The sequence below is a fragment of the Undibacterium paludis genome (assembly GCF_022568815.1).
Classification (GTDB): domain Bacteria; phylum Pseudomonadota; class Gammaproteobacteria; order Burkholderiales; family Burkholderiaceae_D; genus Undibacterium.
The window spans coordinates 108,259-128,781 of record NZ_JAKZHX010000017.1 but is presented as its reverse complement, the minus strand read 5'-3'; the positions used below and the strand labels follow the sequence as shown (position 1 = coordinate 128,781).

Here is a 20,523-nt window from a genome sequence, read left to right as displayed (position 1 = left end):
AAAAAGCCCACCGACAAAAAAATGAGCAAGCTTACCATCTGCCAATTTCACAAGTTGATCGATGATCACCACGTAAATGGAAGAGCAGATATATTCAAGGAGTTTTACCATGCGCAATAATCTGCCTGTCACCAATCATGAATACATCATGCAGGACTCGGAAACCATCGTCTCCAAAACTGACCTGCAAGGTAATATCACCTATGTCAATGAAGATTTCATTCGCATCAGCGGCTTTAATGAGCATGAGCTGATTGGTGCTCCACAAAATATCGTTCGCCATCCTGATATGCCGGTTGAAGCATTCGCTGACCTCTGGCGTACGATCAAAAGCGGCAAATCCTGGACAGGCCTGGTCAAGAACCGCTGCAAGAACGGCGATCACTACTGGGTAGAGGCTAATGCGGCGCCTCTGCTCAAGAACGGGCAGATGATTGGCTATACATCAATACGCGTCAAGCCTAGCCGTGATCAGGTCAGGGCGGCTGAAGCTGCTTATCGCGCCATCAAAAATGGTGATAAATCGCTGGAAATCTGTGAAGGCGTTGCCAGGAAAAAAAGTCAGTTCTCCTGGCTCAGCTATTACTCACGACTCAGTCTTGGGATGAAAATGACGGCTTTTAACATCCTCTTGTCGTTGTTAGTCGCGGGAATGACTTATATGGCCATAACGCAGTCTGGCAATCAAACATTGATCGCAAGCCTTGGGGCACTGAGTATAGTTTTGAGTCTGGTTTTCAGCGCTGACGTGCGCTCAAAACTGATCCAGCCCTTACAACAACTTGGCCGTGAAATGCAGACCATCAGCTCGGGCGACTTGACCAGTCACATACAGGCCAAGGGAAACAGCGAAGTCATCAATCTGTCACAGGAACTCCGAGTTTTACAGACAAATATCAAGCTCCTGATCGGTCAGATCAAACAAACGACCAGTCATGTCACTTCTGGTGCAGGTGAAATTGCCGCCGGTAACGCTGATTTGTCGGGAAGAACTGAGTCACAGGCCAGTTCTCTGGAAGAAACAGCGTCATCCATGGAAGAATTAGCCTCTACCGTCCGGCAAAATGCCGACAGCGCACACGAGGTCAGTACGCTAATCGCGACCACTTCACAAGTTGCCGAGAAAGGTGGTCGAGCTGTAGCAAAAGTCGTTGAGACCATGAGTGCAATCAAACACAGCTCGGGAAAGATCACCGACATCATCGGCGTGATCGACGGGATTGCTTTCCAAACCAATATCCTGGCTTTGAATGCAGCGGTAGAAGCAGCGCGTGCCGGTGACCAGGGACGAGGTTTTGCTGTAGTCGCCACCGAAGTGCGCAATCTGGCACAGCGCAGTGCCAGCGCTGCCAAGGAGATCAAAACATTGATTCACGATTCAGTCGAACAAGTTGATATCGGCGGCAATCTGGTGAACGATGCAGGAAAAACCATGGACGAAATCGTGCAAGGAGTCAAACGCGTAGCGAACATCATGCATGATATAAACGTTGCCAGTCAGGAGCAAAGCTCGGGACTCGATCAGATAAACCTGGCCGTGACGCAGATGGATGATATGACTCAGCAAAATGCTGCTCTGGTAGAACAGGTTGCAGCGTCCGCAGAAAGTCTCAGGACCCAAGCCCTTGGCCTGAGCGAACTGATCGATTCATTTATGCTTGTCAAAAGTAGTAACACATCAGCATTATTCGAAACAATTCATGCAAAAGTAAAGGTACAGAAGTTCGCAAACCCTCATCCGGTAAAACCAGTTGCTCCAAAGTTGATAGTAAACCAACGCTGAAGGTTGTAAATTCGGTTTTGGATGAGAAATAGTATGCCGCAAACTGAAAGCAACTCACTAGACTGTAACAGTGAAAGCGGAAGTGAAGGACATGTGCCCGGCGACTCAGGGCAAAGCGCAAAACACAGCGATAGCGGGGCTATCGCGCGTATTTGCAACGCAGTCATGGTCGCCGCGCACATGGCAGGCACTTCGCTTTTCACTGTTACAGTTCACTAGGTGCCTTTCAGAGCAGTTAAATTCAAGATCAATCGCTTCATTCAGGCAAAATCTAAGGCACTGCTGTACTGTCAGATGACATATTCAAAACAGCGAGTTCCAGACTGGCTCGCTTTTTATGTTCTGCACCAGGGAGCGACATAAAGAAGTACCGTATTTCCTTCGCGACAGCCAATGTTGATGAAAGCGCTTTTATTCAGCCATTAATGTAGGGCGTGCACTCGATGACAGCTCGCCACAACATGCGACCTGAGAGCTGTGGCTTGTCAAAGACTGGCTGGAGAAAACGGCCCGCAGAATGAATGCCATCCACGCCAAATCACATCAGCGCCATTTGGAGCTCGCCATCGGTGCAGAGCGCAATTCCTTATGCGTACTTGTCGCCGACAGTTGCACGAATCGGATAGGTATCGTATACGATGATCATTTTTTCGATCAGCCCGTCCCCACCAAATTCGAAGATGTCGACGCATTCGAACTTCACTGTCGCCCCATCCTTCAGCGCCCAGTCATAAACGAAATAGGCAGCCACACGGGGATGCCCGTCCACGCTGGCGCAGATGTCGAGGGGAGTAATCACGCTCTGCCCGGAGGCAGCCACGACTTTTTCAAAAAACGGGGCAGGCTGCACCCAGCCGAGAAACGGTGAGTAAATCCGCGCATCCGCCTTGAAAAGGCTGCAAACGTCAGCCACGTTGCCACGTTCCAAGTCTTTCAGATAGGTCCGGATTTTGGCCGCCAGGGCGGCGGCATCTTGCTTTTGCTGTGTCACGCTATAAACTCCATATCTGGTTTCGAGATAAAAACCGGTCACTCATTGACCGATCCGGGGTAACGTTGAGTAAACAGAGTAATGGGGCGTTTGTGAGTCAGCAATCGAATAATTTGCATGCCGGGTATGCGGGAGGAACATACCCTCTTATCCGATTGTTAAAGGTATTGCCCTCTCTGACAGGACTGCAGGCGTTTGTCGCTGCAGCACATTATGGCAGCCTGACCAAGGCCGCCGATCAGCTATGCCGTACGCAAGGCGCCGTCAGCCGGCAGATTCAGCAACTGGAGGCCCACTACGGCTGCGCCTTGTTTTTACGAAGTGCGTCCGGTTTGACGTTGACACAGCAAGGCGAGACCTTAAGAGCGACCGCACTGCAAGTGCTCGGCTTGCTGGTAGAACAGGAGCATGCGTTGCAGGCCACGGCAGAAGCGCTTGTGTTGCGCGCGCCCTCGACATTCAGCATCCGCTGGCTGCTTCCGCGGCTGCAGGCAATTCGCGACGCTCTGTCAGGTACGGAGTTGCAGATCATCACCTCCTCCGATGACACGCCGGATTTCAGCAATCCCGATATCGATGCGATTATCGTGCGCGGGACTGGAAAGTGGCCAGGGCTGGAGTCCGTCTTGCTGTTTAAGGAAACACTTGTTCCCATGTGCGCGCCTGTGCTTGCACCGTCATTACGCTTGGTGAGTGATCTGAAGTCTGCCACCTTGCTTCATCCCGGAACCGGTGGCAGGGAGTGGAAGTGCTGGATCCAGGAAACCGGAACTGGCGGTATTGATGTCGAGCGCGAGATGGTATTCGATACACTCGAGCTCACACTGGCAGCCGCTGCGGCAGGGCATGGTGTAGCCATCGGAGATCCACGTATGGCAGCCGATCGACTGGAGAGCGGTGAGTTGGTCATGCCGTTCGCTCAGCAGGTGGAAAATGGTGCAGCCTACTTCCTGACATTTCCGGTTCAGATGGCGGAGAGCTCCAATATACGGATGCTTGCCGATGTGCTCGGACGCCTTGTTAAGCTAGACATTAAGCTCTCGGAAAACCATTGACTGTCTGTGACAGGAGTGACTTTTCGCTGAGGGCAGTTGGAGTTCCAACTCCTGTTTTCCCGAAGTCCACGTCACTACTGGAAGCTCTGAAGAGAGTGTACGACTTCTTTTGCGATTGACCATTGGCGGCTTTCAGGAAATGTATACAACTGCTTCGTGTCAAACAACAATTATATGATCTGACACATTCAGTCAGATCATGCCACGACTTATACGCACTTAAAAAAGCATGATAACAATTTGCATATAATTACATCAAAAATAATTTCAGCCCCCCGTGATCAGGGCCAAGGATTCGGCCTGTTCCTGCCCCGGTTTGCACAGCCTGCCTTCTTGCAGGTGCAGTATCTGTTCGCCAAACACGGCCGCATCTTCAGCATCATGGGTGATCAGTATCATGGGGACTTGCAACTGTTTTTGCAGGGCATCAAGCTCTTTGCGCATACTAATACGCAGTGGCTGGTCCAGTGCAGCAAATGGTTCGTCGAGCAGCAAGGCGCGCGGTTCTGAGATCAGGGCGCGGGCCAGTGCAGTCCTTTGTTTTTGCCCGCCCGATAATTCATGCGGCAACTGCCCTGCCTGTGCCTGCAACTGGAAAGCCTGCAGCCAGTAATCGACTTTTTCATTCTGTACCCGGGCACTGGGATTGCGCCAGCCACGGCTGAGGCCAAAGGCGATATTCTGGGCGACATTCAAATGCGGGAACAGGGCATAGTCCTGGAACAGGTAGGCAAGCTGACGCTGCTGGGGCGCCAGGTTAATGGTGGCAGACTTGTCAAACAGGGTCGCACCCGCTATGCGGATGTAGCCGCTGTCCGGCGTCATCAACCCGGCAATCGCTTTCAGCACCAGGCTTTTGCCTGCACCTGATGCGCCGAGTATGACAAGGCGCTGGCTGTCAGTGCCAAAGGCAATATCGAGTTCAAAACTGCGTTTGCCCGAACGCAGGTTTTTTTTGATGTGCAGGTCAAATTGCATAAGCTGCGCCTTCATAAACGATTGGCAATGCGGCCAGGCGCGAGGTAGCCCGCCAGCAACAGCACAGAAATACACACTGCCGAGGTCAGCAGCACCAGGCTGTTAGCCACGTCGTCTTGCCCTGCCTGCACAGCTTCATAGACAGCGATCGACAGTGTCTGGGTCTTGCCCGGTATGCTGCCGGCTACCATGAGGGTAGCGCCAAATTCGCCGAGGGCGCGGGCAAAGGCCAGCAGGAGTCCGGCCAGAATGCCACGCCAGGCGAGCGGCAAAGTGACACGGAAGAAAATCGCAGTCTCTGACACGCCCAATACCCTGGCTGCCTGTTCCAGTTGACCGTCGACTGCCTCAAACGCTGCACGCGCCGGCTTGAACACCAGCGGGAAGGCGACAATAGCCGCAGCAATCACTGCCCCCTGCCAGGTAAAAATCAGGCTGATGCCAACATGCTCTTGCAGCCAACTACCAAGCCAGCTGCGTCGCCCCATCAATACCAGGAGGTAGTAGCCAAGCACGGTGGGCGGCATGACCATGGGCAGGGTGAGCAAAGTATCGAGCAGGTCACGCCCCCAAAAACGCTTGCGCGCCAGCAGGTAACCTACGGCGATCCCGAATACCAGATTGAGCAATGTGGCCCAGCCTGCCACTTTGAGTGACAACAACAAGGCAGTAGTGGCTGTGACGGCTGGGTTCATCAGTCTGGCTGTTCGGTCTGGCGGTTTATGGTTTCTGGAAGCCGTATTTGCTCAGGATAGCCTGGCTTTGCGGCAAGAGCACATAGGCGATGAAGCGTTTGGCTTCTTCACTATTGGTGCTGGCCCTGATTTTGGCGATCGGGTAAGTGATCAATTGACTGAGCGGTACTTCGAACACGACCTTGACCTTGTCTTTCATGATGGCGGCATCGGTGGCATAGACAAAGCCGCTGTCGACTTCGCCACGGGCCACATAATCGAGCGATTGGCGTACATTCTGGGTGGAGATGATCTTGCCTTCCAGCGCAGTCCAGAGTTTGGCAGCCTCCAGCGCATGCTGGGTATAGCGGCCTACCGGTACGCTGGCCGGGTTGCCAACAGCAATGCGTTTTACTTCAGCCTGGTTGAGGTCGCTCAGTTGCCTGAAGCTGAATTTGCTGTCTGCAGGGGCGATCAGTACCAGGGTGTTTTTGACAAAATCACGCCTGTCCGCCGCTGCCACGATGCCCTGCTTTTCTGCCGTGTCCATGGTTTCCTGGTCGGCGGAGGCAAACACATCCACCGGTGCGCCCTTGGCAATTTGCTGCAACAAGGCGCCGGATGCGCCAAAGTTAAGTGCCACCTTGGCTCCTGGATATTGCGCCTGGTAATTCTGCGCAATTTCCTTGAAGGCATTGGTCAGGCTCGCTGCGGCGGAGACCGTGATTTCTGTAGCCTGAACAAGGGACGAAGTGACAAGCAAACCCATGACTGCAGTTGCAAGAGCAAGCCGGCCCAAGCTTTTTTTTTGCATGACAAATCCTTAAGACGATTGAGCGAGAACAGTGAAAGTGAACCAAAAAGCGTAATATACACTCATATATAGCGCCATCATAGCAGCAGGTGAGCCCCTGGTCTTCAGACGAGCGTTATATTCATCATCAATGCCATGACCATTTTCAATAGGCTTGATCCAGATCATGCCAGCCATGTAGATACCGTCACACTGCGGACTGCATGTGTGAATGGCAATGGCATTGACTAAAACAGAACGGGCAGTTTGCGTGGCAAGAGCCCGGAAGGATGTTGAAAGATAATCTGCGCAGTGATGTATGGATGAGGACAATACAATGGATTGGCCCCCTGATGACGCAGGAAGAAACAGCCTGCCTTGTCTGATGAAAACAAGGCGCTGGCAATGTAATGCAGGACGCCTTGAATTTTTCAACCGCTTAAAAATCAGCGGCTGCGACTATTACTTTCTTCTTCGCCCAGCATGGCACGCTTGAGGCCACGGTCAACCGGGTACTCACCCAGCCAGATGCGTAACAAGGCATTGTAGAAGGCGATATCAGGATAGGGGTCGCCCATTTTTTTGCCGTTCAGGGCAACCACGGTCCCCACGCCGGGTATCCAGTCATTGGTCATGACATCACCTTTTTTCAGTTCAGGCACGGACGCGAACAATTCACCAAAGCGGATGAATTGCGAGGTCATCTTGGATTTTTCTGCCTTGTCGGTGTTTTGCTGAATACCGGACATGAAACCGCGACCAAACTCTTCATTGCTCAGATCACGCATCATCACGATCGTAACGCGACGCGGCCCGGCAGACGCCAGGACTTCTGGCACAGTGGTCTTTTTATCCTTCAGGTAAAGACCTGCCACATACACCTTGAAGATGGCTTTGTAGCGTATGCCTGCACCATTGAGCTTGAGATCAGTGCCTGCCACCTGTATGGTATCGTCGAGTTTGACACCGGCAACCTCGGTGGCACTTGCCTGCATGCCTATGCCAAGCGCCAATACCAGTCCTGCCAATTGCTTTACTATTGTCTTCATTTGCATTTTTGTCTCCCGTTTTATTTTTTAATACCACTTTGAACTTCTTGCCTGGCTTTGGGTTGCCTTGGCGGTGCCACTAGCTTACCTGATTTTCAACGGATGGGCTGTCGGCTTTCTTTTGTTCGTGGCGGCTGGCAATCAGGATGTCAAATTCCTCTATGGGGACCGGCTTGCAGAACAGGTAACCCTGGTAGGCCTGGCAACCGGACTGCAGCAGAAAATCGCGCTGCTGTTCGGTTTCCACACCTTCTGCAATCACGTTCAGATCCAGGCTGGCACCCAGGCTGATGATGGTACGTACGATGTTGGCATTGTTCACATCGTCGGGCAGGTTATGGACAAAACTACGGTCTATCTTCAACTGTGTCAAAGGTAGACGCTGCAAGTAGGACAGCGATGAATAACCGGTACCAAAATCGTCCATGGAAAATCCCACGCCGAGTATTTTGATCGCCTGCATTTTTTCTATGACGATGGCGACATCTTCCAGGACGACACTTTCCGTCAATTCCAGTTTCAGCAAGATGGGGTTCGCGCCTGTTTCCTGCAGGATGCGCTTGACGTCATCGACAAAGCCAGGATGACGGAACTGGCGTGCGCTGACATTGACAGCCAGCTGCATGCCGGATTTGACAGGGTCATCCTTCCATGTGGCGATCTGCTTGCAGGCTGTTTCCAGCACCCATAAGCCTATCGGCAATATCATACCGGTTTCTTCTGCCAACGGGATGAAATCCAGAGGTGAGACCAGGCCGCGTACAGGATGGCGCCAGCGCAGCAAGACTTCTGCCCCTATCGGGTCACCGAGGGCACTGACCTGCAATTGATAGTGGAGAATGAATTGCCCGTACGCGAGTGCCTGGCGCAAATCAGTTTCCATGGCTGTACGGAATTCCAGTGCTGCCTGCATGCTGGGATCAAAAAACCGCACATTGTTTTTGCCGCTGGCCTTGGCCTGGTACATTGCCATGTCGGCGCGACGCAATAATTCGTCAATCCCGATAGCTTCGACACCAAACATGGTGATGCCCATGCTGCCGGAACTATCGTAATCAATATGACCGAGATTGAAAGTTTCACTCAGGGTTTTGCGGATTTTTTCGGCGACATTCTCGGCCAGGTCAGCGGCATGCTGCAATTCTTCATGCAAACCTTCAAGCAGGACCACAAATTCATCACCACCGGTACGCGACACCGTATCGTCAGAACGGACGCAGGCGTGAATGCGCTTACCTATCTGGGCCAGCAGCTGGTCACCCATATAGTGACCCTGAGTATCGTTGAGGGTTTTGAAATTATCAAGGTCTATCATCAGGATAGCACCATAGCGCTGATGCCTGCGACTCAGTGACAGGGCACGGGCCAGACGATCCAGCAAGAGACGACGATTGGGCAGGCCGGTCAGCGGATCATAGAATGCCAGCTGATGTATCCTCTCTTCTGACACTTTGTGCTCGGTAATGTCATTGAAAGAACCGACGTAATTACTGACCTTGCCATCACGGCCGAGCACGGCAGAGATCACCAGCCGTTCAGAATAAATCTCGCCATTCTTGCGGCGATTCCACAGTTCACCATGCCAGCGATTATTGAGACGGATTTCGTCCCACATCTGCTTGTAAAACAGTTCATCGTGCCGGCCTGATTGCAACATGCGCGTGCTTTGCCCCACCGCTTCATCTGATTCGTAGCCGGTGATACGGGTGAAGGCATGATTGACCCTGAGTATCACCAGGTTGGCGTCAGTGATCAATATACCTTCTTCGGTTTCAAATGCCATCGCGGCAATTTGCAGTTCCTGGTCGGCCAGTTTTTTATCTGTGATGTCACGCAGCAAGGCAACATATTGCTGGACGTGCTGGATTTGCAGATTTTTTTCATCGGGCTCGTAGACGGGAGTCAGCAGCAATTCCAGCCATAGCTGCCTGCCTTCTTCCGTGGTCCTGCTGTATTCCAGCACCATCTGCTTCCTGCCAGCATTCTCATCGGCAAACAGAGAGGCGACGGCCGGCTCGAACAAGTCTGCCAGGTTCTTTTGCTGCAGACTGTCCTGATCATAACCACTCAATTGACAGGCGGCCAGGTTGACGTAATTGATATGGCCATCACCTGACGCGATCAGCACGCCTTGCGAGGTTGCACTCAGTGCTTCATTACGCAAGCGCAGCAGGGCTTCGCTTTGCTTCAGTTCGCGTTCATTGAGTTCACGCTGACGCCGCCGTAAGAGGGACTGGTAACTGAGCAGCCAGGCCATCAGGCAAAGTATGAATCCGAAAATTTCTATGAACCTGGACAGGCGGGTCGAGCCTTGCCAGCCACCGTAAGGCAAGGCAGCCAGTTCCCAACTGCCGCCAGGCAAGACAACACTTTGGGTCACGGCGCCCATAGTGAACAGCTGATCATCGCCAAGAAACACTTCCCCCTTGCTGCCCTTGGCATCACGGCCACGTATGGCCAGGTTAATTTCTTTCTGTAATTCTTTCAGGTCAGACTGCTCAAGCAAGGGTTCATAATTGACTACCATTGCGATGGAACCCAGGAAGGCTTCATGATTTTCATGCTGGTAGACGGGAATGCGCACCACCAGGCCTGTGCCGCCCTGTACCAGGGTCAGCGGTCCGGCTATCTGTATGGCGCGTTCATCCATCATCTTTTGATAGACCGGCCATTGCTTTGGCAGCTTGCGGTAGTCGGCGCCCAGGATTTTTTCATTTCCCTTGTAGGGATAGACATAGCTGGCGACAGTGCCCTTGACCAGCACCAGATTACGTATGGAAGGATTGGCATTGGCGACTTCTGCAGCCAGTACATTAAATTCATGCTCTGACAAATCAGGCTTGGTGGCAAAATTGACAGCAAGCACACGTGCCGCCGAGATATTCGATGTCATGCCAGTGCCGAGTTTGGCACGCAGAACCACCAATTTTTCTATGACCTCGACTTTTTGTTTTTGTATCGCCAGTTCACGCTCGTTGTGATCAATCGCCCACAAGATCATGGCGACAATCAGTGCGGCTCCCAAAGCAAACAACTTGGGATATTTGTATGACAACCCGGTAAACGAGGCATCCATCAGCGCAGTATTGATCCAGAAAGTCGAATTTGTCTACAGACACAAGCTACCGAGATTATTCTCTTCATATTAGCAGAGCGCCATATCAAGACTGTTGCAAATGATCAATTTAACATGAAATCAAAAGCAATATGACAACAAAAAACCTGCTGCAATAGCTTGCAGCAGGTTTTTTTCAATTTTCGTCAGACCAGCCGATCCACTGCTAGCCTGGACAGAAATTACTCAAAGAATTTCTTGACCTTGTCCATCCAGGTTTTGCTTTGTGGATTGTGCTTGGAGCCACCTTCCACGGTCAGTTTTTCGAAATCACGCAGCAATTCTTTTTGCCTTTCGGTCAGCTTCACCGGCGTTTCTATGACAACATGGCAGAACAGGTCGCCGGCATAGCCGGAACGTACCCCTTTGACACCCTTGCTGCGCAGGCGGAACGTCTTGCCTGACTGTGTCCCTTCCGGCACGGTAAAGGACGCCTTGCCGCTCAGAGTAGGTACTTCGATGTCGCCACCGAGTGCCGCCTTGACAAACGAGATAGGGATTTCGCAGTGCAGGTCATCGCCTTCGCGCTGGAATACCGGATGCTGCTTGATATGGATTTCCACATACAAGTCACCTGGCGGGCCACCATTAACACCTGGTTCACCATTGCCGGACGAACGTATGCGCATGCCGTCATCAATACCGGCAGGTATCTTGACTTCCAGGGTCTTGTTGCGTTTGATGCGGCCGACACCGGAACAGGTAGTACATGGGTCAGGAATCATCTTGCCTGTACCATGACATTTGGGGCAAGTCTGCTGTATGCTGAACAGTCCCTGCTGCATACGTACCTGACCATGACCACCACAAGTGGTACAGGTAACAGGTGAAGTGCCAGGCTTGGCGCCGGAACCATGACAGGTATCGCAAGAATCCCAGCTTGGTACGCGAATGGTGGTATCAAAACCATTGGCGGCCTGTTCCAGCGTGATTTCCAGGTTGTAGCGCAAATCAGCGCCGCGATACACTTGCGGGCCTGAATTGCGGCGGCCACCACCAAAGATGTCACCAAAAATATCGCCAAAGGCATCAGCAAAACCACCAGCGCCACTACCGCCGCCACCACCCATGTTCGGGTCGACACCGGCATGACCATAACGGTCATAGGCATCGCGCTTCTGGCTGTCGGACAGCATCTCGTAAGCCTCTTTGGCTTCCTTGAATTTTTCTTCCGCAGCCTTGCTGTCCGGATTGCGGTCCGGATGGTATTTCATTGCCAGCTTGCGGTAAGCCTTTTTGATTTCTTCTTCAGTGGCGTTTTTGCCGACTCCAAGAATCTCGTAAAAATCACGCTTCGCCATCTCTTGTTAACCTCAGTATTGTTCTTGAACTTAAGCGCAAACGCCGGGCCAGCACCGCAAAGCGAGCCACCCGGCGCATCATGACGGGCAAGCCCGTCACAGTGTGTATTACTTGCCGTCTTTGACTTCTTTGAAGTCAGCGTCAACTACATCATCATCCTTAGGTTTGGCTTCTGCACCGGCCGCCCCCGCGCCACCGGCCGCACCTGCTGCTGCCTGTTGCGCCTGCATGTCAGCATAGACTTTTTCACCCAGCTTTTGCGATGCCGTTGACAAGGCGCCCAGTTTGGTGTCGATCTCGGCCTTGTCACCGGATTTCAAGACATCTTCCAGCTCCTTGATGGCGGCTTCGATTTTCTCTTTTTCTCCAGCTTCCAGCTTGTCGCCGTGCTCAGCCAGTGCTTTCTTCGTGGAGTGCACCAGCGCATCGCCCTGGTTGCGGGACTCGGCCAGTTCCTTGACTTTTTTGTCTTCTTCGGCGTTCAGTTCAGCGTCTTTCACCATTTTCTGGATTTCTTCTTCGGTCAAACCAGAGTTGGCCTTGATGGTGATCTTGTTTTCTTTACCAGTTGCCTTGTCTTTGGCACCTACGTGCAAGATACCGTTGGCGTCGATGTCAAAAGTCACTTCGATCTGTGGTGTGCCACGTGCTGCTGGTGGGATACCTTCGAGATTGAATTCACCCAGGCCCTTGTTACCGGCAGCGATTTCACGCTCACCCTGGTAGACCTTGATGGTCACCGCAGGCTGGTTGTCGTCTGCAGTAGAGAACACCTGGCTGAACTTGGTCGGGATGGTCGTATTTTTCTGGATCATTTTGGTCATGACGCCGCCCAGGGTTTCGATACCCAGGGAAAGTGGTGTCACGTCCAGCAACAACAGGTCTTTACGGTCGCCAGACAAAACGGAACCCTGGATCGCTGCACCAACGGCAACGGCTTCATCAGGATTGACGTCTTTGCGTGGTTCTTTACCAAAGAACTCTTTCACCACGTCTTGCACTTTAGGCATACGTGTCATACCACCAACGAGGATGATGTCGTCAATGTCTGTGGTTTTCACGCCAGCGTCCTTGATCGCCATGCGGCAAGGATCGATAGTTTTCTGGATCAGTTCTTCGACCAGGGCTTCCAGTTTTGCACGTGTGATTTTCAGGTTCAAATGCACAGGTGCGCCGTTCGCCATGGCGATGTAGGGCTCGTTGATCTCGGTCTGTTGCGAGCTGGACAATTCGATTTTTGCACGTTCGGCAGATGCCTTGATACGTTGCAGGGCGATAGGGTCTTTGGACAGGTCCAGGCCATTGATCTTTTTGAATTCGTCGATGATGTAATCGATCACACGTTGATCGAAATCTTCACCACCGAGGAAAGTATCGCCGTTGGTCGACAATACTTCGAATTGCATTTCGCCATCAACGTCAGCGATTTCAATGATGGAGACGTCAAAAGTACCGCCACCGAGGTCATACACAGCAATCTTGCGATCGCCTTTTTCTTTTTTGTCCAGGCCAAAAGCCAGCGCAGCAGCAGTTGGCTCGTTGATGATGCGCTTGACATCCAGACCGGCAATACGGCCAGCATCTTTGGTTGCCTGACGTTGTGCGTCGTTGAAGTAAGCAGGGACAGTAATAACTGCTTCTGTCACTTCTTCACCGAGGTAGTCCTCAGCAGTTTTTTTCATTTTGCGCAAAACTTCAGCAGAAATTTGCGGTGGAGCCAGTTTTTTGTCGCGCACGGACACCCATGCGTCGCCATTGTCGGCTTTGGAAATGGAGTAAGGCATCAGGCCGATGTCTTTCTGCACTTCTTTTTCTTCGAACTTGCGGCCGATCAAACGCTTGACCGCGAACAGTGTGTTTTTAGGGTTGGTCACAGCCTGGCGTTTGGCGGATGCGCCAACCAGGATTTCGCCGTCTTCTTGATAAGCAATAATGGAAGGCGTAGTACGTGCACCTTCTGCATTTTCTATCACTTTTGGCTGACCGCCTTCCATGATAGCAACGCAAGAATTGGTAGTACCCAAATCAATACCAATCATTTTTCCCATGATAATTCCCTCAGAATGTAGATTTTTTTGTCAATGTTGGTGAGCTGGCTGCATTTTTATGCGAAATCCTGCTCGTCTGTTTCGGATATAAGGTAAAAAAAGCGTTTTTCAAGCGAATTACGCGCTTTTTTTTACGTTTTTCTTACTTTCCTTGCGCTACTGTCACTAAAGCTGGGCGCAGCAGACGATCGGCAATGGTGTAACCTTTTTGCAATACAGTAACGACTGTATTAGCATCCTGCTCTGCAGGGACCATGGAGATAGCCTGATGCTTCATAGGATCCAACTTATCGCCCTGTACAGGATTGACTTCGGTCAAACGATTCTTCTCAAATGCAGAACTCAACTGTTTCAAGGTCATTTCCACGCCTTCTTTCAGCGCTTCTATGGAGGGTGTGTCAATCTTCAGGGCCATTTCCAGGCTATCCTTCACTGGCACCATGGCTTCAGCAAAGCCTTCGATCGCAAATTTGTGCGCCTTGCTGATATCTTCCTGGGCACGGCGGCGGATGTTTTCACCCTCCGCTTTGGCTCGCATGAAAGAATCTTGCAGTTCTTGCACTTTAGCTTCCAGCTTGGCAATTACTTCCTGCGCAGTCTCTTGCGCAGGCACGGCTGCCTCTGGCGCTGATGTCTGCACAGTTTCTGGTTGCGCAATATTCTCTGCCTGGATGTCCGGCGTGACGGCTTCTTTTATTTCTACTTTTTCCGCCTGCTGGCTTTCTTGCTCTTGCATTCTTACTCTCCCGATCAAAACATACATTACCCCTGCATCTGGGGATATATCCCTACTATTTCAAGGCTTAATCTTCAAAATTTTATGGAACTATCCACTTAAACTATTGTCAACTAAATAAAAATGCAACTCCCATTAATAATTTTGCTATAAACACAAACATTTCGTAACAAAACAGGAACAATTTAATACTGAAATCGCGGGAGGCCCATCCTAAACTAGATTTCAAGGAACACCGCCTAAAGGAGTTACCATCATGAAACTCTCACTTATCTCCCTCGCCCTGCTTGCGTATACTATTGTCACTGTCACCTTAATATGTCTGACACAAGGTGGAGTACTGGCATCCTGATCAAGGTTTTCAGATCGCCAATCGAAATTGCTTTTTTAATATAATCAGGACTTACGCAAAATTGTCCCAGCAAGGCTATCGCTTTAGGAAACATCCCTTGCAAGGGATGTTCGTTTCGTTGGCGGACAACATGTTGTCCGAAACCCCAACTACACCTATCGCTTTAAAAACCACCCTTGCAAGGGTGGTTCGTTGCGTCGGCAGACAATTTATTGTCTGAAACCCCGACTACACCGTAGCGACGAAGACAGTACTTTAGTACGGCTAGGAGCTAACAACGCAGCTGGGGCGGTTTTGCGTAAGCCTTAATAATTTAGCAAATTATTATCAACAACTTCCCTATAGTGCGTACGATGACTTGAAAGCCACTTTGTACGCTTTCGATTTTCTGGCTATTTCCCAGATATGGGTACATATCTGGGAATATCCAAGATAAAGCAGCAGATAAAGTCGTCGCAGCAACGAAATCACCCTCTTCTCAAGTAAAATCGCCTGTTCAAAGCAATTTAGCGATTATTTCAGGAGTGAGGCATGATTTTTGTCACAGGAGGTGCAGGTTTCATCGGCGCCAATTTTGTTCTCGACTGGCTGGCCCAGTCCGATGAGCCTGTCCTCAATTACGACAAGCTGACCTACGCCGGCAATCTGAACAATCTCACCAGTCTCAACCATGACAAGCGTCATGTGTTCATCAAAGGTGACATTAATGATAATGCCCAGTTATTAGCTTTGTTTTTTGAATACCAGCCAAGAGCGATATTGCATTTTGCCGCGGAAAGCCATGTAGACCGTTCCATCCATGGCCCGGCAGCTTTTGTCACCACCAATGTCAATGGCACCTTCAACCTGCTGGAAGCGGCGCGCAGTTACTGGATGACGCTTGAGGGCGAAGCCAAAACCGATTTCCGCTTTCTGCATGTATCAACGGATGAGGTGTATGGCACCCTGGAGAAGGATGATCCCGCCTTCAGCGAAACCACGGCCTACGCGCCGAACAGCCCGTACTCGGCCACCAAGGCCGCGTCGGACCACATGGTGCGCGCCTATCATCACACTTATGGCCTGCCGGTATTGACGACCAATTGCTCGAATAATTACGGCCCCTATCACTTCCCGGAAAAGCTGATCCCCCTGATCATTGCCAATGCCCGCGCCGGCAAAGACTTGCCCGTGTATGGCGATGGTTTGCAGGTGCGCGACTGGCTGTATGTCAAGGATCATTGCACGGCCATACGCCGCGTGCTGGAAGCCGGCAAACCCGGTGAAACCTATAATGTCGGCGGCTGGAACGAGCAAACCAATATCAGCGTCGTGCACACCCTGTGCGACCTGCTTGATGAATTGCAGCCCAAGGCGCAAGGCAGTTACCGGGACCAGATCAAGCACATTACCGACAGGCCGGGGCATGACCGCCGTTATGCCATTGACGCCAGGAAGATAGAAAAAGAACTGGGCTGGAAGCCGCAGGAGACCTTTAGCACGGGTTTAAGAAAAACCGTGGAATGGTATCTGGCCAACGATGCCTGGACCAAACAAGTGCAGTCCGGCGAATACCTGAAATGGGTCGCCATGCAATATGAAGATGAGGATGAAGTATGAGCCACGTACCGGCACGCAAGGGTATTATTCTGGCCGGGGGTTCAGGCACCCGCCTGTATCCGGTCACTCAAGCAATTTCCAAGCAGTTACTGCCTGTGTATGACAAACCCATGATTTATTACCCGCTAACGTCGCTGATGCTGGCGGGCATACGGGATATCCTGATCATATCCACACCGCAGGATACGCCGCGTTTTTCCGAGCTGCTCGGTGACGGCAGGCAATGGGGCATCAATCTCAGCTATGCCATACAACCCTCGCCAGACGGACTGGCGCAGGCCTTCATCATCGGCCGCAGCTTTGTCGGCAATGCCAATACGGCACTGATCCTGGGTGACAACATCTATTACGGCCATGATTTCGAGCCGCAATTGCGGGCAGCCGACGCCAAGCAGGAAGGCGCCACCGTCTTTGCCTACCATGTGCAGGACCCGGAACGGTATGGCGTCGTTGAATTCAATGAAGCGCGCCAGGCCATCAGCATAGAAGAAAAACCAAAGTCGCCGAAATCGAATTACGCGGTCACCGGCCTGTATTTCTATGACAGACAGGTCTGCGACATTGCCGCCAGTATCAAACCATCTGCCCGTGGCGAACTCGAAATTACCGATGTCAATAATGAATACCTGAAGCAGGGCACGCTCAACGTCGAACTGATGGGCCGTGGCATGGCCTGGCTCGATACCGGCACCCATGAATCCTTGCTCGATGCCGGCCAGTTCATTGCTACCATAGAAAAACGCCAGGGCCTGAAAGTCGCCTGTCCTGAAGAAATTGCCTATCGCCGCAACTATATCAGCGATGCCGACCTGGAAAAGCTGGCCCAGCCTTTAAAGAAAAATGAATATGGCCAGTATTTATTGCAACTCTTGAACAAGAAAGCGTATTGATCAATGAATGTATTGGAAACCAGTCTGGCAGATGTGTTGATACTGGAACCGAAAGTCTTCGGTGATGACCGTGGCTTTTTCTATGAAAGTTTCAATGCCCGCACTTTTGCCGGATTGACTGGCATGGATGTTCATTTTGTACAGGACAATCATTCCAAGTCAGCCAAAAATGTCTTGCGCGGCCTGCATTACCAGATACAGCAAAGCCAGGGCAAACTGGTCCGCGTCATCGCTGGCGAGGTATTTGATGTGGTCGTCGATCTGCGCAAGTCTTCGCCGACTTTTGGCAAATCTGCGGCTGTCGTCCTCTCTGGCGAAAACAAGCGCCAGTTGTGGATACCACCGGGCTTTGCCCATGGTTTCCTGGTCACCAGCGACAGTGCAGAATTTCTGTACAAGACCACGGATTACTGGGCGCCCGAGCATGAACGCTGCCTGTTGTGGAACGATCCTGCGCTAGACATTAACTGGCCCTTGCAGGACACACCTCTGTTGTCCGGCAAGGACCAGTTGGGCAAGCTGCTGGTGGATGCTGAGGTTTTTGCATGAGGATATTATTGACAGGCACGAACGGGCAATTAGGCAATGCCTTGTTGTCGCACTTGCCTGAAGCAGCCAAGATATATGCGCCGACCAGGGCAGAAATGGACCTGGGCAAGGCAGCAGAGATACGTCAGTGCATACAGCAATTCCGTCCCGACCTGATCATCAATCCGGCCGCCTACACGGCTGTCGACCTGGCCGAAAAAGAGATTGAGCAGGCGCAGGCCATCAATGCCACTGCGCCAGCCATCATGGCCGAAGAAGCATGCAAACTTGGCGCCGGGCTGATCCATTACTCAACCGATTATGTGTATGCCGGTGACAAGCAGGATAAAGATGGTGACTGGCAGGCATATGTCGAGAGCGATGCTACTGCTCCGCTGAATGTCTATGGCCAGACCAAGCTGGCGGGTGAGCAGGCGATTATTGTCAGCGGGTGCCGGCATCTGATCTTGCGCACCAGCTGGGTGTATTCGCTGCACGGCAAGAATTTTTTCCTGACCATGCTGAAACTCGCGCGTGAACGCGAGCAATTGCGTATCGTCAATGACCAGTGGGGCACGCCGAATGCTGCCGCATGGCTGGCCCGGGCCAGTGGCGACATCGTCGGACAATTGTTGCAAAACGGAAATAAGACTGACTGGTGGTCAACACTGGGCGGTATCTATCATCTGAGTGCAAGCGGTAAAACCAGCTGGTTTGAATTTGCTTCTGCCATTGTCAGACTGGCAGACCAGCAAGGCAAACTGGGCAAGCCGTCGCCAGAGATGCTTGGCATACCCGCCAGTGAATATCCGACACCGGCAAGAAGACCACATAACTCTTTGCTCAGCACACAAAAATTGCAAGCTGCCTTCGGCCTTGTCATACCGGACTGGCAAACCTGCCTGCAGGCGACCATGGATACTGTGCCACCCTGCACCAATCAACAAACTCAAGCTCAAGGTCAGACGAATTGAAACTGCAAATGATACCCTTGCGCGTACTCGGCGACGAACGCGGCAGCCTGGTTGCTGTTGAAGCCAATCAGGACATCCCTTTTGCGATAGCCAGGGTTTACTATATTTTCGGCACGAAGGAAGGCGTGGAACGCGGCTTTCATGCGCACAAGACCTTACAGCAGGTCGCCGTTGCCGTACGCGGTTCCTGCACCATGGTATTCGATGATGGCAAAGAGCGTGTAGAGCTGGAACTTGACGGCCCGTCCAAGGGTGTCTATATAGGCACAGGCATCTGGCATGAAATGAAAAATTTCACCGAGGATTGCGTGCTGCTGGTGTTTGCCGACCAGCATTATGATGAGGCCGATTATTTGCGCAAGTATGACGATTTTTTGAAGTTCATCGAAGCGGACTGACATCAGTCAATCCGGAAAAGACCTCTCACCACAGAGGCACAGAGACGCAGAGGCGATCAAGAGAAAACCTCATGAGAAAATAAGCAACGCCCCTGTGTCTCAGTGCCATCCTTCTGACACGTGAAATAAGTGAATGGAAAACATGAAACCTATACCTTACCTGGAACTCAAACCTCAGCATCAGGATTTGCGGGCGGAATTGACGCAGGCATTTACTGACGTACTCGACAGCGGCTGGTTCATCCAGGGCAAACAGCTCGAAGCCTTTGAAGCAGAATATGCAAGCTATTGCGGCAGCCAGCATTGCGTAGGCGTAGGCAATGGCATGGATGCCCTGCACCTGATCCTGCGTGCCTATGGCATAGGTGAAGGTGATGAAGTCATCGTGCCTTCCAATACCTATATCGCCAGCTGGCTGGCCGTGTCGTATGCAGGTGCTACACCCGTAGCGGTCGAACCTGACCTGCCTACCTATAATATAGACCCGCAAAAAATCGCCGCCGCCATCACACCGCGCACCAAGGCCATCATGGTGGTGCACCTGTATGGTCAGATGGTGGATATGGACCCGGTGCTAGCCATCGCCCGCGAGCATGGGCTGAAAGTCATCGAAGATGCAGCGCAATCGCATGGCGCAACATACAAGGGCCGTATCTCGGGCGGTATTGGTGACGCTGCCGGTCATAGTTTTTATCCTGGCAAAAACCTTGGTGCATTGGGTGATGCCGGTGCAGTGACCACCAATGATGCAGAGCTGGCGCAAAAGCTCAGGGTCTTGCGCAATTATGGCTCGCAAATCAAATACCACAATGAAGTCAAGGGCTATAACTCACGCCTTGATGAATTGCAGGCCGCACTGCTGCGCGTCAAGCTTGGCAGGCTCGATGGCTGGAATGTACAGCGTCGCGCCCTGGCGCAGCAATACCAGGAGGGTCTGAAGGATTTGCCCGGCCTGGTGCTGCCTTTTGTGCCTGAGTGGTCACAACCGGTCTGGCATATCTACCCGGTACGCCATGCGCAGCGTGACGCCTTGCAAAAACACCTGCAGCAGGCAGGCGTAGGTACCCTGGTGCACTACCCTATTCCGCCACATTTGCAGGCTGCCTATGCTGAGCTCAATTTGCCTGCCGGCAGCTTCCCGCTGTCGGAACAGATACACCGCGAAATCCTGAGCCTGCCGCTGGACCCATATCTGGCGACGGAAGATGTGAGCCGCGTCATTGCTGCCGTCCGCGACTTCATCGCGCAAACCGCCTGA

Annotated in this window: 17 protein-coding genes; 8 read left to right on the top strand and 9 right to left on the bottom strand. The window is 51.9% G+C overall.

Going from position 1 to position 20,523, the window contains the following annotated elements:
• Positions 1-76: 76 nt before the first annotated feature.
• Complete coding sequence (locus LZ463_RS24770; protein WP_347176295.1) at positions 77-1,783, top strand: methyl-accepting chemotaxis protein; 1,707 nt, start codon at positions 77-79, stop codon at positions 1,781-1,783.
• Positions 1,784-2,369: 586 nt separating this feature from the next.
• Here LZ463_RS24770 and LZ463_RS24765 read toward each other — a convergent pair.
• Positions 2,370-2,774, bottom strand: coding sequence for a nuclear transport factor 2 family protein (locus tag LZ463_RS24765; protein WP_241458981.1), 405 nt, complete (start codon positions 2,772-2,774; stop codon positions 2,370-2,372).
• Positions 2,775-2,866: 92 nt separating this feature from the next.
• Between LZ463_RS24765 and LZ463_RS24760 the strand changes: the two genes are divergently transcribed.
• The gene (locus LZ463_RS24760; RefSeq protein WP_241459002.1) at positions 2,867-3,829 is read left to right on the top strand and encodes a LysR substrate-binding domain-containing protein; all 963 of its coding nucleotides are present in this window, start codon (positions 2,867-2,869) and stop codon (positions 3,827-3,829) included.
• Positions 3,830-4,096: 267 nt separating this feature from the next.
• Here the strand turns inward: LZ463_RS24760 and LZ463_RS24755 are convergent, their stop codons facing one another.
• The 8 genes from LZ463_RS24755 to grpE all read right to left on the bottom strand — a co-directional run bounded on the left by LZ463_RS24755 (position 4,097) and on the right by grpE (position 14,524).
• Complete coding sequence (locus LZ463_RS24755) at positions 4,097-4,807, bottom strand: sulfate/molybdate ABC transporter ATP-binding protein (RefSeq protein WP_241458980.1); 711 nt, start codon at positions 4,805-4,807, stop codon at positions 4,097-4,099.
• 11 nt (positions 4,808-4,818) lie between these two features.
• Positions 4,819-5,502, bottom strand: coding sequence for a molybdate ABC transporter permease subunit (modB, locus tag LZ463_RS24750; RefSeq protein ID WP_241458979.1), 684 nt, complete (start codon positions 5,500-5,502; stop codon positions 4,819-4,821).
• 25 nt (positions 5,503-5,527) lie between these two features.
• Positions 5,528-6,295 carry a molybdate ABC transporter substrate-binding protein gene (gene modA, locus LZ463_RS24745; RefSeq protein ID WP_489686148.1) on the bottom strand — a complete coding sequence of 256 codons (768 nt, stop codon included), beginning with the start codon at positions 6,293-6,295 and terminating at the stop codon, positions 5,528-5,530.
• Positions 6,296-6,720: 425 nt separating this feature from the next.
• Entirely contained in the window at positions 6,721-7,323 is a 603-nt protein-coding gene (locus LZ463_RS24740) for a chalcone isomerase family protein (protein ID WP_241458978.1), read from the bottom strand.
• 79 nt (positions 7,324-7,402) lie between these two features.
• The gene (locus LZ463_RS24735) at positions 7,403-10,399 is read right to left on the bottom strand and encodes a bifunctional diguanylate cyclase/phosphodiesterase (protein WP_241458977.1); all 2,997 of its coding nucleotides are present in this window, start codon (positions 10,397-10,399) and stop codon (positions 7,403-7,405) included.
• A gap of 221 nt (positions 10,400-10,620) precedes the next feature.
• Positions 10,621-11,739 (bottom strand): molecular chaperone DnaJ, encoded by a 1,119-nt coding sequence (gene dnaJ, locus LZ463_RS24730; RefSeq protein ID WP_241458976.1) that lies wholly within the window; start codon positions 11,737-11,739, stop codon positions 10,621-10,623.
• Positions 11,740-11,847: 108 nt separating this feature from the next.
• Entirely contained in the window at positions 11,848-13,788 is a 1,941-nt protein-coding gene (gene dnaK, locus LZ463_RS24725) for a molecular chaperone DnaK (protein WP_241458975.1), read from the bottom strand.
• A gap of 142 nt (positions 13,789-13,930) precedes the next feature.
• Complete coding sequence (gene grpE, locus LZ463_RS24720) at positions 13,931-14,524, bottom strand: nucleotide exchange factor GrpE (RefSeq protein ID WP_241458974.1); 594 nt, start codon at positions 14,522-14,524, stop codon at positions 13,931-13,933.
• 883 nt (positions 14,525-15,407) lie between these two features.
• Here grpE and rfbB point away from each other — a divergent pair.
• From rfbB to LZ463_RS24690, 6 genes are all read left to right on the top strand, one after another.
• Entirely contained in the window at positions 15,408-16,475 is a 1,068-nt protein-coding gene (gene rfbB / locus LZ463_RS24715; protein ID WP_241458973.1) for a dTDP-glucose 4,6-dehydratase, read from the top strand.
• Positions 16,472-17,365, top strand: coding sequence for a glucose-1-phosphate thymidylyltransferase RfbA (rfbA, locus tag LZ463_RS24710; protein ID WP_241458972.1), 894 nt, complete (start codon positions 16,472-16,474; stop codon positions 17,363-17,365). The genes rfbB and rfbA overlap by 4 nt, the downstream gene beginning before the upstream one ends.
• Before the next feature lie 3 nt (positions 17,366-17,368).
• Positions 17,369-17,914 carry a dTDP-4-dehydrorhamnose 3,5-epimerase gene (gene rfbC / locus LZ463_RS24705; RefSeq protein ID WP_241458971.1) on the top strand — a complete coding sequence of 182 codons (546 nt, stop codon included), beginning with the start codon at positions 17,369-17,371 and terminating at the stop codon, positions 17,912-17,914.
• Positions 17,911-18,867 (top strand): dTDP-4-dehydrorhamnose reductase, encoded by a 957-nt coding sequence (rfbD, locus tag LZ463_RS24700; RefSeq protein WP_241458970.1) that lies wholly within the window; start codon positions 17,911-17,913, stop codon positions 18,865-18,867. The genes rfbC and rfbD overlap by 4 nt, the downstream gene beginning before the upstream one ends.
• A complete protein-coding gene (locus tag LZ463_RS24695) occupies positions 18,864-19,265 on the top strand; it encodes a sugar 3,4-ketoisomerase (RefSeq protein WP_241458969.1) in 402 nt (133 codons plus the stop codon). Before rfbD ends, LZ463_RS24695 begins: the two co-directional genes overlap by 4 nt.
• 142 nt (positions 19,266-19,407) lie before the next feature.
• On the top strand, positions 19,408-20,523 hold the full coding sequence (locus LZ463_RS24690; RefSeq protein WP_241458968.1) for a DegT/DnrJ/EryC1/StrS family aminotransferase: 1,116 nt from the start codon (positions 19,408-19,410) through the stop codon (positions 20,521-20,523).

What these genes read in the sequence shown, in the direction of transcription:
- LZ463_RS24770 (WP_347176295.1), top strand. Translation starts at nt 77, where the DNA reads ATGGAAGAGCAGATATATTCAAGGAGTTTTACCATGCGCAATAATCTG.
- LZ463_RS24755 (WP_241458980.1), bottom strand. Translation starts at nt 4,807, where the DNA reads ATGCAATTTGACCTGCACATCAAAAAAAACCTGCGTTCGGGCAAACGC.
- modB (WP_241458979.1), bottom strand. Translation starts at nt 5,502, where the DNA reads ATGAACCCAGCCGTCACAGCCACTACTGCCTTGTTGTTGTCACTCAAA.
- modA (WP_489686148.1), bottom strand. Translation starts at nt 6,295, where the DNA reads ATGCAAAAAAAAAGCTTGGGCCGGCTTGCTCTTGCAACTGCAGTCATG.
- LZ463_RS24740 (WP_241458978.1), bottom strand. Translation starts at nt 7,323, where the DNA reads ATGAAGACAATAGTAAAGCAATTGGCAGGACTGGTATTGGCGCTTGGC.
- LZ463_RS24735 (WP_241458977.1), bottom strand. Translation starts at nt 10,399, where the DNA reads ATGGATGCCTCGTTTACCGGGTTGTCATACAAATATCCCAAGTTGTTT.
- dnaJ (WP_241458976.1), bottom strand. Translation starts at nt 11,739, where the DNA reads ATGGCGAAGCGTGATTTTTACGAGATTCTTGGAGTCGGCAAAAACGCC.
- dnaK (WP_241458975.1), bottom strand. Translation starts at nt 13,788, where the DNA reads ATGGGAAAAATGATTGGTATTGATTTGGGTACTACCAATTCTTGCGTT.
- grpE (WP_241458974.1), bottom strand. Translation starts at nt 14,524, where the DNA reads ATGCAAGAGCAAGAAAGCCAGCAGGCGGAAAAAGTAGAAATAAAAGAA.
- rfbB (WP_241458973.1), top strand. Translation starts at nt 15,408, where the DNA reads ATGATTTTTGTCACAGGAGGTGCAGGTTTCATCGGCGCCAATTTTGTT.
- rfbA (WP_241458972.1), top strand. Translation starts at nt 16,472, where the DNA reads ATGAGCCACGTACCGGCACGCAAGGGTATTATTCTGGCCGGGGGTTCA.
- rfbC (WP_241458971.1), top strand. Translation starts at nt 17,369, where the DNA reads ATGAATGTATTGGAAACCAGTCTGGCAGATGTGTTGATACTGGAACCG.
- rfbD (WP_241458970.1), top strand. Translation starts at nt 17,911, where the DNA reads ATGAGGATATTATTGACAGGCACGAACGGGCAATTAGGCAATGCCTTG.
- LZ463_RS24690 (WP_241458968.1), top strand. Translation starts at nt 19,408, where the DNA reads ATGAAACCTATACCTTACCTGGAACTCAAACCTCAGCATCAGGATTTG.